Annotated in this window: 13 protein-coding genes; 7 read left to right on the top strand and 6 right to left on the bottom strand. The window is 46.9% G+C overall.

All coding sequences use genetic code 11. The features are described from left to right. Positions 1-14 precede the first annotated feature (14 nt). From Q369_RS0101345 to Q369_RS0101330, 3 genes are all read left to right on the top strand, one after another. Positions 15-1,403, top strand: coding sequence for a SusD/RagB family nutrient-binding outer membrane lipoprotein (locus Q369_RS0101345; RefSeq protein WP_229206706.1), 1,389 nt, complete (start codon positions 15-17; stop codon positions 1,401-1,403). A 27-nt stretch (positions 1,404-1,430) separates the two neighbouring features. Continuing rightward, on the top strand, positions 1,431-1,907 hold the full coding sequence (locus tag Q369_RS0101340) for a hypothetical protein (RefSeq protein WP_031525822.1): 477 nt from the start codon (positions 1,431-1,433) through the stop codon (positions 1,905-1,907). A gap of 165 nt (positions 1,908-2,072) precedes the next feature. Continuing rightward, complete coding sequence (locus tag Q369_RS0101330; RefSeq protein WP_229206705.1) at positions 2,073-3,197, top strand: carboxypeptidase-like regulatory domain-containing protein; 1,125 nt, start codon at positions 2,073-2,075, stop codon at positions 3,195-3,197. Here Q369_RS0101330 and Q369_RS0101325 read toward each other — a convergent pair whose 3' ends face one another. Then, positions 3,198-4,748, bottom strand: a complete 1,551-nt coding sequence (locus Q369_RS0101325) for an FG-GAP repeat domain-containing protein (protein ID WP_031525819.1) — start codon at positions 4,746-4,748, stop codon at positions 3,198-3,200. Between the two features lie 214 nt (positions 4,749-4,962). Between Q369_RS0101325 and Q369_RS0101320 the strand changes: the two genes are divergently transcribed. The 3 genes from Q369_RS0101320 to Q369_RS0101310 all read left to right on the top strand — a co-directional run bounded on the left by Q369_RS0101320 (position 4,963) and on the right by Q369_RS0101310 (position 13,660). Then, positions 4,963-8,211, top strand: a complete 3,249-nt coding sequence (locus Q369_RS0101320; RefSeq protein WP_031525817.1) for a SusC/RagA family TonB-linked outer membrane protein — start codon at positions 4,963-4,965, stop codon at positions 8,209-8,211. Positions 8,212-8,265: 54 nt separating this feature from the next. After that, on the top strand, positions 8,266-10,008 hold the full coding sequence (locus tag Q369_RS0101315) for a RagB/SusD family nutrient uptake outer membrane protein (protein WP_031525815.1): 1,743 nt from the start codon (positions 8,266-8,268) through the stop codon (positions 10,006-10,008). A gap of 97 nt (positions 10,009-10,105) precedes the next feature. Next, positions 10,106-13,660, top strand: a complete 3,555-nt coding sequence (locus Q369_RS0101310) for a VCBS repeat-containing protein (RefSeq protein ID WP_031525813.1) — start codon at positions 10,106-10,108, stop codon at positions 13,658-13,660. 118 nt (positions 13,661-13,778) lie between these two features. Here Q369_RS0101310 and Q369_RS0101305 read toward each other — a convergent pair whose 3' ends face one another. The 5 genes from Q369_RS0101305 to Q369_RS0101285 all read right to left on the bottom strand — a co-directional run bounded on the left by Q369_RS0101305 (position 13,779) and on the right by Q369_RS0101285 (position 15,713). Then, on the bottom strand, positions 13,779-14,180 hold the full coding sequence (locus tag Q369_RS0101305; RefSeq protein WP_031525812.1) for an Hsp20/alpha crystallin family protein: 402 nt from the start codon (positions 14,178-14,180) through the stop codon (positions 13,779-13,781). Positions 14,181-14,206: 26 nt separating this feature from the next. Beyond that, the gene (locus Q369_RS0101300; protein ID WP_031525810.1) at positions 14,207-14,398 is read right to left on the bottom strand and encodes a hypothetical protein; all 192 of its coding nucleotides are present in this window, start codon (positions 14,396-14,398) and stop codon (positions 14,207-14,209) included. A gap of 2 nt (positions 14,399-14,400) precedes the next feature. Then, positions 14,401-14,658: a hypothetical protein gene (locus Q369_RS0101295; RefSeq protein ID WP_031525809.1), complete on the bottom strand. Its 258-nt coding sequence runs from the start codon at positions 14,656-14,658 to the stop codon at positions 14,401-14,403. Positions 14,659-14,784: 126 nt separating this feature from the next. After that, positions 14,785-15,153 (bottom strand): hypothetical protein, encoded by a 369-nt coding sequence (locus Q369_RS0101290; protein ID WP_031525808.1) that lies wholly within the window; start codon positions 15,151-15,153, stop codon positions 14,785-14,787. Positions 15,154-15,164: 11 nt separating this feature from the next. Further along, the gene (locus Q369_RS0101285) at positions 15,165-15,713 is read right to left on the bottom strand and encodes an RNA polymerase sigma factor (protein WP_031525807.1); all 549 of its coding nucleotides are present in this window, start codon (positions 15,711-15,713) and stop codon (positions 15,165-15,167) included. Positions 15,714-16,170: 457 nt separating this feature from the next. Here Q369_RS0101285 and Q369_RS0101280 point away from each other — a divergent pair, with 457 nt between their 5' ends. Continuing rightward, positions 16,171-16,536, top strand: a complete 366-nt coding sequence (locus Q369_RS0101280) for a T9SS type A sorting domain-containing protein (protein WP_031525805.1) — start codon at positions 16,171-16,173, stop codon at positions 16,534-16,536. Positions 16,537-16,543 lie beyond the last annotated feature (7 nt).

The raw sequence follows: 16,543 nt of genomic DNA, 5'->3' as shown, positions 1-16,543 counted from the left end.
CAACGTGCGCCGCTATGTTAATCCTGGCAGGCTGCAATAATTTTCTCGACATCAATGTAGACCCGACGCTGAAAGCCGAGGCGAGTTTGCAGGAACTGCTACCGACTGCTCAGTTTTACACCGGCGAAGCAAGTTACCAGCAGGCTTATGTTGCCTGCCAGTATGCACAGCAACTCGGCAATGCAATTGGGGCAAATGGCATCGATACCTACGCCGAAACCGATAATATACTGGGTTGGACAAATACCTATTTGTACGTCGTGCCGCAGCTGAATGCGATTATTCAGAAGGGTACAAGTGAGAGCGCGCCGGCATATGTGGGTATTGCCAAAGTTCTATTGGCGTATAATCTTGGACTCGCGACTGTGAGCTGGGAAAACATTCCTTACTCCGAGGCCGATCAGAAGAATTTTACGCCGGCTTACGATACGCAGCAACAGATTTACGAAAGCATGCAGCGGCTGCTTGACGAAGCTGTTGTGGAACTGACTAAAAACAGTGGCACAAAGCCGGCAACTGACGACCTGATCTATGGCGGCGATACTTCCAAATGGACAAAGCTGGCTTATTCACTTAAAGCCAGGTATGCCATGCACTTATCCAAAAAGAACCCACAGGCGGCTGCCCAGGCGGCTCTGGATGCGTTGGCAAAGGGAATGGAAGGAAACGAAGATGATTTTCAGCTGCAATACAACTCCAAAAACCTGAATCCCTGGTACAGTCGCGTTGCCATTCCGAATACTACGAGCAATTTATCGGTAACCTTCACCAATACTTTTGTAGACCTGATGAATGGGACAAAGCAGGCTGTTGTTGATCCGAGACTGCCGAAAGTGATTTCACTTAAAGGCAGCCAGACGGTTTACGCAGGTGTGGTACCCGGCTCGGGCAGCGGCTCAACGGTGGACCTGACTGCGCAATCCTGGCATTCGGGCATTAACTCGCCGCTTGTGATGATGCCTTATTCCGAGCTGGCCGCCATCGAGGCAGAAGCGCGGTTCCTGCTTAATGGAGGCAGCGAAACCTCAGCAGGTACTACCGCGCAAGGTTATGGCGCGTATCTCGAAATGATCACTTCCAACATGCAGAAAGTGGGAGTTTCCAATGCAGATATAGCCACTTACATTGCCTCCGCACCTGTGAACCCAGGTGCTGGAAAGCTCACTTTGAAACACATTATTACGGAAAAGTTTAAAGCGATGCTGCTGATCGGAGACATCTGGACGGATATCAGAAAATATGATTACCTGGACTTTCCGATGCCCACGAATGTAAATCCCGATCTGCAGGGAAGCCGCATTCAGAGGATGCGTTATCCCGATTCGGAGATTACCAGAAATTCAAAGTCAGTGGAGGCCAACCAGAAAGATCCGGCGGTGCCCATGTGGCTTTTTACCAAATAAATTCCTTCACTAACATTTGAAATAACTATGAAGAAATATATCAAGCTGGCCTGCGCACCCCTGTTTGCCCTGGTCTTCCTGAGTTCCTGCTACGAAGAGCCCGATCTATTTGATGACCTGCTCGTCAGCAATGGAAAAGTGGCTCAAATTGCAGTTTTGTGGCTTGGCGATACAAAAGTGTATTCGGCAGCGGGCGTTTTGCAGCCCGGTATTACGGTGGATTCTGCTACGATGGTGAATGTCAATATTGAGTATACTTCGGAAATCGGGGTGAAAGAGTTCAAGGTATATAGTGCGCCTACAACAACCGGCACGCAAACACTGATTGCGACAGTTCCCGCCGGAACTCAGAAATACGATGCAGAGCTGCGTAATTATGTTGTCAAAGTGCCTGTAAAAGCGCCTCAGGCCAGGAACACGACAATAGTGTTGTTTGCGGAAGTGATTGCGGATAACGGGCTTCCGTCATCTCAGCGGAATGTTACCCTTAAAACAACCCCCTGATCTGCTAATGTGATTCAATAAAGTAAAATCCATCGCGCACATTGTAATACTTGATGTGCGCGGTGGATTTTTTAATAACCTGCGTGGCCACTGCTTTGAACACTTCACTTTATCTTTGGCCAAAAAGTTAGGCTACCAATGCGGCTCCAATCCCGATTTATATATTTGATTTTAAGTAAACAGGCCGGAATGCTGGTTACGCTGCTTCTCTTTACCGGCCACATTGCCTTAGCTCAGCAGCCAGCCACAGTCAAACTGGTAGGAAAGGTAACGGATGAGAAAACGGGGAAGCCGCTGCCTTTTGCCAATGTTTTTATCAACAATTCATCCATCGGGACCAATGCGGATGAGAATGGAAGCTACAAACTCGCTAACCTGCCGATCGGTAACCTCGAACTCGCTGTTTCATTTCTTGGCTATGAAACGATCAAGCAAACGCTGCGCTTCGAGCAGCCTGGTACCAAAACCGTGCTGTTTAAGTTGAAGGAAGGAATGGAGCTGCAAGGTGTAACCGTTTACGCACGGAAGGACAAGAAGCGCGAAAAACACCTGAAAATCATTACCCGCGAGCTATTGGGCAATAACCGGTTCAGCAAGCTTTGTAAGATTGTCAACCCTGAAGTACTGCGCATTTCACTGGACGATAATGGCCACCTTAGTGCGCAAACTATCAATGCGCTGATCATCGAAAATTATGCGCTCGGTTACCGCATTCACCAGGACCTCGATGATTTCGACTACTTCGCCGGCAAAGTTTACTACGGCGGCAGCACACGGTTTGAGCTGTTGGTTCCCAAAGACGATGCGCAGAAAAAGCTTTGGCGCGCCAACCAAAAGGTAGCTTATCAGGGATCTCTCAAACATCTGATCGCAAGTATGGTTTCCGACAGCCTCCGTGAGCAGGGATTTAAGGTGTACCAGGTAATCCCGGATTCGCTGCGCCGCTTTAATACAGTAAGAAGCGCCTCGGGGTATAATACGATTAAGAACCATTTAAACAACCGCATAGAGCCGGTGAGAGGAATGCGGCTGGTGCGCGACGGTGAGTTGGCAACAGAGCGCCTGATTGTATCCAAAACGGCTCTTGAAGTCTTTTATACGTCGAAAAGAGGACGGTCCCCGTATTCCGATATGCCGTTTTCATATACGCAGATTTCGATGCCGCAGGGGTATATAGTGGTAACGCCGCAGGGCTGGGTGGTGATGCCAATGGGATTTGAAATCGCAGGTGACCTTGGCAACGATCGTTTTGCCAATCTGCTGCCTGCCGACTGGAAGCGCGACGATTGACTATCGCGCGGATTTTGCAACCGTATTGTTTTCGAGAATGATAAACGGAAGCCTGGTATTCCAGTCGGGCTGTACGCGGTCCTGGTTCAGAAATCCCCTTGAAAAATTGCCCAGCACAATGTCCGTGTCTCCGTCGCCGTCCCAATCTGCCGCGTCCATACAGATCCATCTTCCAAGCCGGTCAATGGGCACCCTCTTTGGTGAGAAAACACCTTCTTTTTTATCCTGAGTAAAAATCAGGAATTTCTCGAATGGTTTGTTTTTGAGGTCTGCGAAGAACGCAATGGTAGCGATATCTACCTTTCCGTCTTTGTCAAAATCTGCTGCTGTTGCTTTTGTGCAGCCATTTACGGGATAAAAGAAGGTTTGTTTAAATGTAAAATTCCCTGTATTCGTGAAAATGTATAAACCGTGGTAGGGTTTCAGGATGCGGGAATAATCACTATTGTCTCCCGCAGTGTAGATAATGTCTTCCAATCCATCTTGATTGACATCAACCAGCTGAAAGCTGCTCGATCCGTACACCGGAGGAAAACGCAGGATGTTCTTTTCTATAAATCCGCCTTTGCGGTCATTCGTAAAAAGCCAGATCCCTTCGTCACCGTGCGCGAAGAGTGCTACTAGATCCGGCCACCCATCCGCATTGATATCACGTATATTGATGCACGTTGCTCCTGGCATTTCCCGGATTACCTGAGTTGTGAAACTTCCGTCGCTTAATTGTTTAAGCAGGTACAATCCTCCCGTATTATGGCCGAATGCGCAAATCGTATAATCAGTAAGTCCGTCACGATTACTGTCGATCGGGCGCGTTTCAATGGGCCGGATCAGCCCTTTTGAGAGATTATGCAGCTTGGAAGTCGGGTCGTTTTCGAGCATGATCACTTGTCCTTTCGTCTCGTCCGAGGCGCTCATTCCGCCCATGCAGGTAAGCAACGTCAGAACTCCTTTTTTTGCTGAAAGACTAAGATCGACAGGTGGAGAGGGGAGGTTGTGAAGCAAGCTTTTGCCGAGCTTCGCATTGTACAAAAACAACGCAGGATCAATGGCAGAACCTGAAAAAACGGAGTGTGTTGCACTGTCAATCCTGATAAGCATAGTGCTTGCAGTGGCAGAATCCTCTCCCGGCATTATGACGGAAAAAAGCTCCTTTTCTATCATTTCTGGCTGTTTTTGCGCAACCTGCGTGAGCGAATCGGGTGCAAGCGTTTGGTAGTAGGCAAGTATTTTCTGCCAGTCAGGTGAAGATAGCGTTGACGTTTTGCTATGGAGATACATATTTCCTTCCAGTACTTCGATGCCTAATTTTTCGGCCATCGCAGGCAGTACTGCATTGCGCCAGGTAGCCTTGTCCAGCAACGCGGGCACGGGGAGCTGATGGCAGTTTCCACAATACGCTTTTGCCAGCTCGCTTCCCTCAGCAACACGCTTTTTCTCCCGTGCAGATTCACAGGCAGCCAGGACGAGTGTCAGTGAAAACAGCAGCAAGCCAGGCACCCTGATCCTGGAAAGAAGTAACCGTAAAATTCCTTTATGTTTAAGTGTAACCATCAGTAACAGAGCTAAAATCGTATAACGGCGACTGCTAACGCCAACCGCCAAAATAGCGCGGAAATGCACTTTTGACGATCAGGTATGACATTATTTTATCTTTTTATAATACTAAAATATATTCGAAAGAAAATATTACCTGCAAACAGACAATTAATTGTCCGAATAATAATAGATTTGATAGCTTAATAAATTATTAACCTAATAGAAAACTATGAAAAGAATTTACAAGAACTCCCGCTGGAGTGTCTTATTCTCCTTCATGCTCAGTTTTGCGACACTCGTCGCAGTTGCACAGGATCGGAAAATTACGGGAAAGGTGACTGACGTGGCGGGGGTAGGAATTCCGGGTGCGACAGTAGTACTCAAGGGAACTCAAACCGGTACGAACACCAATGCAGATGGTGAGTTCTCGATGAGTGTGGGCGCTCCTGATGCCACGCTCATTATCAGTTTTGTGGGCTACAAGACCCAGGAAGTGGTGGTTGGAAATCAAAGTGCCTTGTCCATCAGAATGGACGACGACGTGTCGGCGCTTGAAGAGGTAATTGTTACCGGTTATACCGTTGACAGTCGTCGCGAAACTACCGGCGCGGTATCTACCGTAAAATCCAAAGACCTGACCGCAACACCTTCGGGTAACGTCGAGCAGCAGCTGCAGGGACGTGTAGCCGGTGTAACGGTAATTACCAATGGTCAGCCAGGTACTACCAGCCAGGTCCGCGTACGTGGCTTTGGCGCATTCGGTGGTAACGAACCATTGTATGTCGTGGACGGAGTACCTACAAACTCAACCGATTTCCTTAACCCGGACGACATTGAAACAACCACCGTATTGAAAGATGCGGCTGCGGCTTCCATCTATGGAGCGCGTGCTGCGAACGGCGTAATTGTTTATACAACCAAAAAGGGTACAAAGAAGGCTAAAAAGCTCTCTATCACTTACGACGGTCTGTTTGGTTTTACAACACCTGGAAAAGGCCAGCCGATGCTGAACCCACAGGAGCAAGCTGACTGGACCTGGCAGGCGATCAGAAACGATGCATTTCAGGGTGACTCGCTGCCGAAATTCAACAGCGTGGCACAAGGACAGTATGGAACTGGCGATACCCCGGTTTTGCCCGATTATATCAACGTGGGCGGAGCTACCGGTGTAAGAGGCACATTGGACCTGGAAGCCGAGCGTAAGAAATACAACATCAATCCAGCAGCCGGTACGATCTATCAGGTAGTTCGTGCGAACAAGCAGGGTACTGACTGGTATGATGCAATCACACGGAATGCACCTATGCAGCGCCACACCCTGGGTTTTTCAGGAGGCGGTGACAATAGCCGGGTTTACGCTGGTTTTAGTGCGCAGGACCAGAAAGGAATTCTGCTCAACAACAGTTTCAAACGTTATGCATTCCGCATTAACACGGAGTTTGACGTAGTTAAGAATTTGAGAATTGGCCAGAATGCACAGTTTACCTATTTGCAGGTACTCGGTCAGAATGGTGGAGCTGGTGGACAGGGTGTTGCATCTGAGGAAAATGACATTCTGTCAGCTTTCCGTATGCCTTCTATTATCCCGGTTTACGATGAGTTTGGCGGATATGCAGGTACTGCCGCGAAAGGTTTTAACAACCCTAGAAACCCGGTTGCGTCGCGTGATGGTTTGAAAAACAATAGTGCATTTGCAGGTAACGGATTTGGTAACTTCTACGCTGAGCTGGATGTGATCTCAGGACTTACTCTGAGATCGAGCATCGGTGCGCAATACAACAACTACGCCAGCCGCGGTTTCAACAGATTGCAGTATGAAAACTCTGAAAACAACTCTGCGTTTGGCTATAATGAAGGTTCTGGTCACCGTTTTGCGTGGACATTTACTAACACCCTGAACTTCAAAAAGCAATTCGGATTACATAGCCTCGATGTATTGCTGGGTCAGGAAGCATTGAACAGCGGTGCAGGTAAAAACCAGAGCTCTTCCGGTTTGAACCCATTTTCGACTGATATCAATTACATCAACATGAACAATGTGGGATCGCGGATTGTAGGCAGCGACTTTTATAAAGGTGTAAACTTCTACTCGTTATTTGCCCGTGCCAACTATACCTTCAACGATAAGTATATCGTGACTGGAGTTGTGCGCCGCGATGGTTCTTCCCGCTTCGGATCTAACAACCGTTACGGGGTATTCCCTGCATTCTCTGCTGCTTGGAGACTTTCTTCAGAGAACTTCATGAAGAGCATTCCATTCATCACTGAGCTTAAAATCAGAGGTGGTTACGGTTTGATGGGTAACTCTAATAACGTTGACCCAAACAACCAGTACAGCTTATATGGTGCAAGCCTGGGACAATCTTCTTACGATTTGAATGGTACTAACTCCAGCGCGCTGGAAGGATATTACCGTACACGGATCGGAAACAGAGATGCTAAATGGGAAACCAGTATAACGAAGAACATCGGTATCGACGGAACATTCCTGAAAGGCAAACTGGACATTATTGTGGATTTCTGGCAAAAAGATACCAAAGACCTGTTATTCCAGGTTCCGGTAACTGCTACTGCGGGGTATGATGCAGCTGTTCCTTCCGTTAACGTTGGTAAAATGTCGAACAAAGGGATTGACTTGCAGGTAATTACCCGCGGTCGCATCAGCAATGATCTGGGCTACGAGTTCAACTTCACTGCCGGTGTTCTGAAAAACAAGATCGAATCACTTGCTCCTGGAATCGAATATCTGACAGTTAACCCTGATTTCCGTGGAATTAAGCCGATCAGAAACCAGATCGGATACTCAATTTCTTCATTCTACGGATATAAAGTGGTAGGCTTGTTCAAGGACGATGCAGAAGTTGACGCTGCTGCAACTCAGGAAGGTGCAGCTCCGGGCCGTTTCCGTTATGAAGATATCAATGGCGACGGTGTTATTACTACCGACGACCGTGCTTACCTGGGCAGCCCTGTTCCCAAGTTTACAGGTGGTGTAAACCTTCGCTTCACCTTCAAAGGGTTTGATCTTGAAACTTACATGTATACTTCAATCGGTAACAAGATCTTCAACGTTTCGAAATGGTTCACAGACTTCTATCCTTCATTTACCGGTGCTGCTGTGAGCGCACGTGTTAAAGATTCCTGGTTGCCTGATCGTACCAATACCGAAACGCCGATTTTCGAAAGTACTTCCAACTTCAGTACCAACACGCAGGCTAATTCATTCTACGTGGAAGATGGTAGTTTCTTCAGATTGCAAAACCTGACACTGGGCTATACGCTGCCCGGAAACCTTCTGAGCAAGATCCGCATGCAGAAGCTGAGAGTGTTTGCTTCGACCAACAACCTGTTCACGTTGACCAAATACAAAGGTCTTGATCCAGGCGTAGGTGGAAGTGCAGATACCAACTTTGGTATCGACCTGGGTAACTATCCTATTACAAGAAGCTACACAGTTGGTATCAACCTGGGTTTTTAATAAGAGCAAAGCGGTTGACAACAGTTTAGAACATCGATTAACATTTCTAAGAATATGGAAAAAATAGTATCAAAGAGTGGCCTGTTAGTTTTAATCATGCTAATGCTGATCGGCTATTCGTGTAAAGAGAGCTTTTTGGAAGTTCCGGCAACAGGTCAGCTGGATGAAGGCCAGCTTTCTACCAAAAAAGGGATAGAAGGTGTGCTGGTATCTGTTTACGGCCAGCTGAATGGTCGTGCAAACAGGATGGCGAGCGCGAGTAACTGGGTTTGGGGAAGTATCCGGGGCGGTGACGCCAACAAAGGAACTGACCCGGGTGATTTCAGTGATATTAATCCAATTCAGCGTTTCGAGTACCTTTCTACACAGGGGGTAATTGTTGACAAATGGAAAGGTAACTACGAAGGAGTAGCCCGCGCCAATCTGGTGATGAGACTGTTGGCCACCAATCCCGCAGACGTAACTGACGAAGACAAGAAGAGAATTGGCGGAGAAGCAAGATTCCTGCGTGCCCACTACTATTTCGAGCTGAAAAGAGGCTTTAACAATACCCCTTATGTAGACGAAACAGTGGATTACGGAACAGGTATCGAGAAGGTTCCTAACACGACCGATCTGTATCCAAAAATCGAGGCTGACCTGAAATTTGCTTACGAAAACCTGCCTGAAACGCAAACAGCAGCAGGCCGGATTAACAAATGGGGAGCAGCTGCTTACCTTGCGAAAGTGTATATGTATCAGAAAAAATTCGCAGAGGCCAAAGCTCTGTACGACCTGATCATTGCAAACGGAAAGACCACTAACGGTAAGAAGTACGCGCTGGTACCACGTTTTCAGGACGCATTTAAGGCTGCAAACGACAACAATTCAGAGTCGGTATTTGCAATCCAGGCAGCGGCAAATACAGGTAGCGTAAACAACGCAAACCCTGATTTTGACCTTAACTGGCCATACAACACAGGTCCGAACGGTCCTGGTAACTGCTGCGGGTTTTTCTCGCCAAGCTTTGAGCTGGTTAACTCATTCCGCACAAATGCAAGCGGACTTCCATTGCTGGACGGATCCTATAATGTAGGTGCGAATGAAGTAAAGTCAGATATGGGCGTCAAAAGCGATGCGGCATTCACGCCGGATGCAGGTCCATTGGATCCACGTTTGGATCACTCGGTAGGTCGTCGCGGAATTCCTTACCTGGACTGGATCGACCACCCAGGTGCTGACTGGATTCGTAACCAGGCCAATGCAGGACCTTATTCACCTAAGAAATACGCTTATTACAAATCGGACGTAGGATCGTTGCAGGATAACAGCTCCTGGACACCAGGTTACACTGCGATCAACGTGAATATCATCCGGTTTGCAGACGTACTTTTAATGGCAGCAGAGGCTGAGATTGAGGTTGGATCTCTTGAAAAGGCACGTGAGTACACCAACATGGTACGCGAAAGAGCGGCACTTCCTTCGAGCTTTGTAAAAAATAAAGCAGGGGCGAATGCGGCTAACTACGTAATCGGTCTTTACAAAACGCCCTGGGCTTCCAAGGATGAGGCCCGCAAGGCAGTACGTTTTGAGCGCAAGCTTGAACTGTCAGGGGAAGGTCATCGTTTTTATGACCTTGTTCGTTGGGGAACTGCCGCTACCGAAATCAATGCTTACCTGACTTACGAAGGCAAAAAGCTGAGCGGTGCATTGGGTGGAGCTAAGTTTACGCCTAACAAAAATGAGTATCTCCCGGTACCGCAGGAGCAGATTGACCTTGTAGGAAAAGACGTACTTATCCAGAATCCAGGCTACTAACAGTTTTTTAATAAACAAACAAAAGGAGATGGTATTCATTTGCCATCTCCTTTATTAATTTAGGACAATCCTTCTTCATTTTACCATATTGAAATTAATGGCGGCCAAGTATTCCATTCTGTCTGTTTTATTAGCTGTGTTTCTGATTTCCTGTAAAAAGGAACTCAAAACGTTTACCGAACTCGACACCAACGAAACAGGAATTAACTTCTCAAACCGGATCACGGAAAACGATACCATGAACATCCTCGCATTCGAGTATGTGTACAATGGTGGCGGCGTCGCGCTCGGGGATTTCAACAATGACAGCCTGCCGGATGTTTATTTCACAGGAAACACTGCCCAGAACAAGCTATACCTGAATAAAGGCGACTTCAAGTTTGAAGATGTAACGGAAAAGGCCGGAGTTGCGCCGAAAAACAAATGGTCGACGGGAGTGGCTTTGATCGATATCAATAATGACAACCTGCTGGATATTTACGTTTGTGCGTCGGTTCGGGACGTGGCGCGTGAGCGGGAGAATATGCTCTATGTTAATCAGGGATTGGACGCGAATAATGTGCCGGTTTTCAAGGAAATGGGCAAGGAGTACGGGATTGCAGATACTACCCACACCACCAATGCAGCCTTTTTTGACTATGACAACGACGGTGACCTGGATCTTTTTCTGGTCGTCAACGAAATGGACGATAACAATTTTCCAAACAGGTATCACAAGAAGATCGTCGACGGATCTTCCCGGCGAACTGACAGACTTTACAGAAATGACTGGAATTCGGAATTGAAGCACCCGGTTTTTACCAATGTTTCAAAAGAAGCAGGCATTCTGATCGAAGGATATGGTTTGGGGGTGAATGTGACTGATGTGAACCAGGACGGGTGGAAGGATATATACGTGACCAACGATTACCTCACGAATGATTTGCTTTATATCAACAACGGCAACGGGACCTTTACCGATAAGGCAGGTTCTTATTTCAAACATACCTCGCATTCAGCGATGGGAAATGATGTAGCTGACATCAACAATGACGGGCTGGTAGATGTGATTGCGGTAGATATGATGCCCGCTACAAACAAGCGGAAAAAAATGATGACGCCCGCAAACAGCTACGTCACTTACCAGAATAACGAGCTTTTTGGCTACCAATATCAGGTTGCAAGAAACACTTTGCAGCTAAATCTCGGCGCAGCAGGAAACAGTAAAGATCCTGTTTTCAGCGAAGTTGGCTTGCTGAGCGGAATTGCGGAAACGGATTGGAGCTGGGCACCAATGGTGACTGATTTCGATAACGACGGGCTACGGGATATGATTATCACAAACGGATTCCCGCGCGACATTACTGATCTGGATTTTATTGCCTACCGAAACGAGGTTTCCAGTATTATGGAGCCTAAGATGATGCTGGACTATGTTCCCGCTGTGAAGCTCAAAAACTTCGCATTTAAAAACACAGGTAACCTCGGATTCAAAGATGTGACAGGCGACTGGGGCATTGAGAATGCCGGATTTTCCAATGGAGCGGCTTATGCAGACCTGGACAATGACGGCGACCTTGATTACATTATCAACAACATCAACGATTCAGCCTCTGTTTTCAGAAATAACAGCATTCAGATCAAACCGGCAGAAAGTAACTTTTTACGAATTGGCTTCAAAGGAGAAAGGTATAATCAAAAGGGGATCGGCGCAGTTGTGGAGATCACTTATGCAAGTGGTCAGAAGCAGATTGCTGAAAACTCACCCTACCGCGGCTATCTTTCAACAGTGGAGCCAGTGGTGCATTTTGGTTTGGGTAAAATACAGCAGGTGGATCGCGTAAAAGTAACCTGGCCGGGCGGCAGGTCTCAGGTTTTACAGAATGTGAAGGCAAACCAGGTTCTTGTCGTAAGTGAAAAGAATGCGGTAGAAGGAAATAATGTTGAAGTCGAAAAAGAAGCTGGTAAACCACTTTTCACTGATATCACAAATGAGCTGAATGTGCCTTATGTGCATGAAGAAACGGATATCATCGATTTTAATGTGCAGAAACTGCTGCCACACAAAATGTCGCAATTCGGACCGTCCATGGCGGCAGGAGATGTAAATGGGGATGGGCTAGCTGATATTTTCGTCGGCGGCGCCATGCAGCACAAAGGCCGCTTCCTGATCCAGCAGGCTGGGGGGCGTTTCAAAGTGTCGGACTTGCTGCCAGGTGCAGAAGGCTTGGAGAAAGATACGGAGGATATGGGCGTGCTGCTCTTTGATGCAGACGGAGATCAGGACCTCGATCTCTTCGTCGTAAGTGGCAGCTACGAAATCAACCGGGATTCTCCGGGACTAAGGAGCATTCTTTATCTCAACGACGGTAAAGGCAAGTTCAGCATCGATACTGCTGCGCTCCCCAATCTGCTCGTTAACGGTTCCTGCGTGAAGGCAGTTGACTTTGACAAGGACGGTGATCTTGATCTTTTCGTGGGAGGCCGTGTTGAGTCGGGCATGTATCCGAAACCTGTTTCCAGCTACATTTTACGGAACGATTCACAAAAAGGTACTGTCAGGTTTTCCGATGTGACAAAATCCATTGCACCTGAACTCGTGAACATGGGGCTCGTTTGTGATGCATTATGGACCGATTTCGATAACGACGGCTGGATGGACCTGCTGGTGGCAGGAGAATGGATGCCTCTCACGTTTCTTAAAAATGAAAATGGGAAGCTGCGCCGGATCGAGTCGGGACTTGAAAATAAAAAAGGCTGGTGGGGTAGTCTGATCGCTGGGGACTTTGATAATGACGGCGATATGGATTACATCGGCGGAAACCTGGGGGCCAATACTTTGAGCCGGGCTACCGACGAGCGGCCAGTCCATGTTTATGCCAAAGATTTTAACAACGATGGTTACTTCGACGCGATTCCTACTATTTTCTACAAAGCTGAGGATCAATCTTATAAGGAATTCCCATACAATACAAGGGACGATTTGGGCAAGCAGATCATCCAGGTAAGACAGCGGTTTCAGGAATACAGCAAATTTGCACAAGCTTCGTTGACGGACATTTTGAAACCGGAAGAGATGAAAGATGCATTGCACCTGACAGCCAACTGGATGAAGAGCAGTTACATTGAAAATCTCGGAAATGGAAAGTTTTCGATACGCGAGCTGCCGCTTCAAGCACAGTTTGCGCCGATTTTCGGGATGATAGCCGACGATTTCGATCAGGACGGAAACCTGGATTTACTTGTTTCAGGAAACGATTATGGGTCGGAAGTCTCCGTTGGCAGGTACGATGCTTTTTACGGATTGGTTTTGAGAGGAAATGGAAATGGTACATTCCAGCCGCTCAGCCATACAAAAAGCGGATATCTCACCAAAGGCAATGCAAAAGCGACTGTGCGAATCCCGACTTCCGGCGGCAACTGGCTTACTGCTACTTCGCAAAACAGGGATTCCATTCGTTTTCATAAATCCTCACATTCGGCGCGGCTCATTCCTGTATCAGGCTCTGAAACGACTGCATTGCTGAAACTCAAAAATGGGAAAAGCAGGAGAGAAGAGTTAAGCCATGGATCTTCGTTCCTTTCGCAATCCAGCCACGTGCTGGCACTGCCGCCTTATGTTTCCGAGGCTGTGATTTTGGATTCCAAAGGTTCAAAAAGAACTGTCAGGTAAGGTGATCAGTGATTCGATAGTCCGGCAGACTCTTCGAAATTGGCCCTACCTGAGCGTGGATGCAAAAAAGTCCGCTGAGCAATGTGGTCAGCGGACTCTTTGCATTCAAATGACTGTATTAACTTACTTTAATTTCCTGTGCAGGCTTTTCAGAGCCGGGGATAATCGGAAGTGTGAGGAGCAGAATGCCGTTTTGATACTCAGCTCGGATATTTTCTGGATCCACTGTTTCATCGATCATAAATGTACGTTCAAATGAAGCTTTACTGAATTCGTGCCGCACCCAGTTTCGGTTTTCGCGGGCTTCTTCTTTCAGCTGGTACGAAATGCTCAGTTCGTGTCCCTTTAAATTGATCCTGAAATCTTCCTTGGCCCTGTCGGGTGCGAATACGAAGAGTTGATACTCGCTTTCGTTTTTAAGAATATTGACCGGTACACGGTATTCACGGGAGTTACCGGCAAAGCGGTTGTAATGATCGTGGCGCACTCCAAAGCCGCGATTTCCATATCTGTTACACATATTTGTTTGTTTTAAATGGATACTCATTAATACCTGCGCTCAAAGCCCGGGTTCAGGTCCGCAGGCTTTTCCAGCTCGCCCCAGTGCCTGTCGCAATGGCGTAGACCGTGTCCGCGAAAGTGTCTGGGATGGAACCGCGTCCCTGCGGTCAGGTGGAGGCTTGCAGCTGTAATCAGCGCTACGCTGATCCCCAGCAAAATTTTGGTACTTCTTCTCATGGTTAGATTTGTTTTGGATAATTGTTGGAATGATCCCGCAGGCTTTCTTTGGTTTCATAAATCTCATAACGGTCGTAGAACGGCGCCCGCGATCTGTGCCCACGCCATCTTCCGAACTGTCTTCTGCCTGCTACCAGCCGGAAAATCAAGCCGAAAACAAGAAGGAACAGGAGTGCCTTGAAAATGAGAAATGGAATGAGAAAAAGCAGAAAGCCGCCGAGGATACCTGCGAGTACTACTCTTGAAATGGATGTGATCATGGCCGAATGAGTTGATTAGCTGTTTGATTACAATGCAGTTCAATGCATTAATGAGGCAGACGGGTAAGTCGGGATTTTACTTTAAGCTTGACAAAAAATAAAGCCCGGTCGGCTGACCGGGCTTTCCTACATATTTTCTGGCGGCTTTCTGCATCGGTTCCGCATTTCCTGCTTGAACCTGATCCTTTCGTCCGGCGTCATCTCTTTCCATTTGTTTCGCCATTCACCAAAACGGGACGGTCCATTTTCACGGTTCCATCTGCCCCAGCGCGGAGGCCCGCCGCCGCCCGGCCTTCCGAAATTGCCGAACAATATCCGGCACAAAAGGAGAAGCGCTACCGACTGCCAGTAAGTGATCTCGTTTACATCCACGAGCAAGGGTAGTGTCGCATTCCAAAGAAATTTCACAACCGCACCCAGCAGCAATGCGGCGAGCAGGGCAAATACAGGGAAAAAAAATGCAAGCCGCCTTCTCTTCATGTTGCGCTCATTCATGGTTGACAAAGTTAATAATTTACAAACTCCCGGTAAACCGTTTCCAGCCGCTCCCGCAAATGCCGGACCGCATATCTTTTTCGGGAAATTAAAGTCTTGATATTTTCTCCAGTTCGATCTGAGATCTCCTGAAAAGTCTGGTCTTCCATTTCATTCCATATAAAAACCTGCCGTTGGTTTTCCGGCAGTTCTTCCAAAGCAATTGTAAGCTGTTCCCAAAAAACTTCTTTCAGGTAAGCCGTTTCCGGCGAGTTGTCGTCGGCCAGCAGAATCTCCTTGAAGTTAAATTCTCCGTCTTCATCTTCATACCCGTAATCTTCCAGAAAGTCGGGTTTTTGTTTCCGGTACTTATCGATAATGCGGTTTCGCGCAACCCGGTACAGCCAGCTTCCGACCTGCTCGATTGCTTCTACCTCAGGCACACTGCTCAGCTGGTACCAGACATCCTGCAAAATATCTTCCGCATCCTCATCGGAATTCACACGCTGACGTATGAATCCCATTAACTGCTTACTGTACGCAGCGACGGTCTGGATGATATTTGGCTTTTTCTGGGACAAGCGTTGAAATAAGGTATTACCAATCAGGTAGACGGGGATCGCGGCAAATTACTTTAAGGTTTTTTGCCACGAAGACACGAATGCACACGAATGCAGGTAATTAACTTTCGTGTCCATTCGTGCATTCGTGGCAGGATAAGATTTTATCTCCTGCAAATTCAAAGAATAGTACAACAAACCGCCAATTGTACTTTTTACAGTTTACTGTCAAATTTCAAACGACTTGTTGTACTTTCATTAGAAACATATAACTATTCTAATATTAATAGATAACAGCAAAAAGAACTTTCTTGATCTCAAAATCAGCCTATTGACTTTCAGTGCACAATCCAGCTACCTTTGAATTGTCAAAACGGTTAAGCAACAGCAAAAAAATTGATTTTGACTAGTGCAGTGATAGTAAAAGATTGAAAATATAAAAAGTACAATTATTAACGACTTTAAAACATTAAGTAAAATGAAAAAGACATTTTTAGCAATTGCAGTATTGGTGGGAGTATCAACTGCAAACTTTTCAGTAGCTGCGGACAAAGCAAAAGAAAACAGCGCTTCGATCGAAGTTGTTTCTAACAGCGAATTGAAATTCAAACTGACTCTTGAAAACGTAAAAGAGAGATCTTCTTTGTCTATCAAGAATTTCAGCGGAGAAACTGTTTACAGCACTTCTCTTCCAAAATCAGAGAACTACTCAAAAATATTTGACCTGTCAAACCTTGCTGACGGAAACTACAGCTTCGTGATCAACAACGGAAGCGAAGTATCTACGAAACCTTTCTCTATCTCAACAGAGACAAAACGTCAGGTAACTGCGGTAGTAAAATAGTATAAAT

Source organism: Dyadobacter crusticola DSM 16708, assembly GCF_000701505.1.
In the GTDB taxonomy this organism is placed as follows: domain Bacteria; phylum Bacteroidota; class Bacteroidia; order Cytophagales; family Spirosomataceae; genus Dyadobacter; species Dyadobacter crusticola.
Note: the sequence above shows the minus strand (reverse complement) of the source record. Positions and strands in the feature narration are given on the sequence as shown.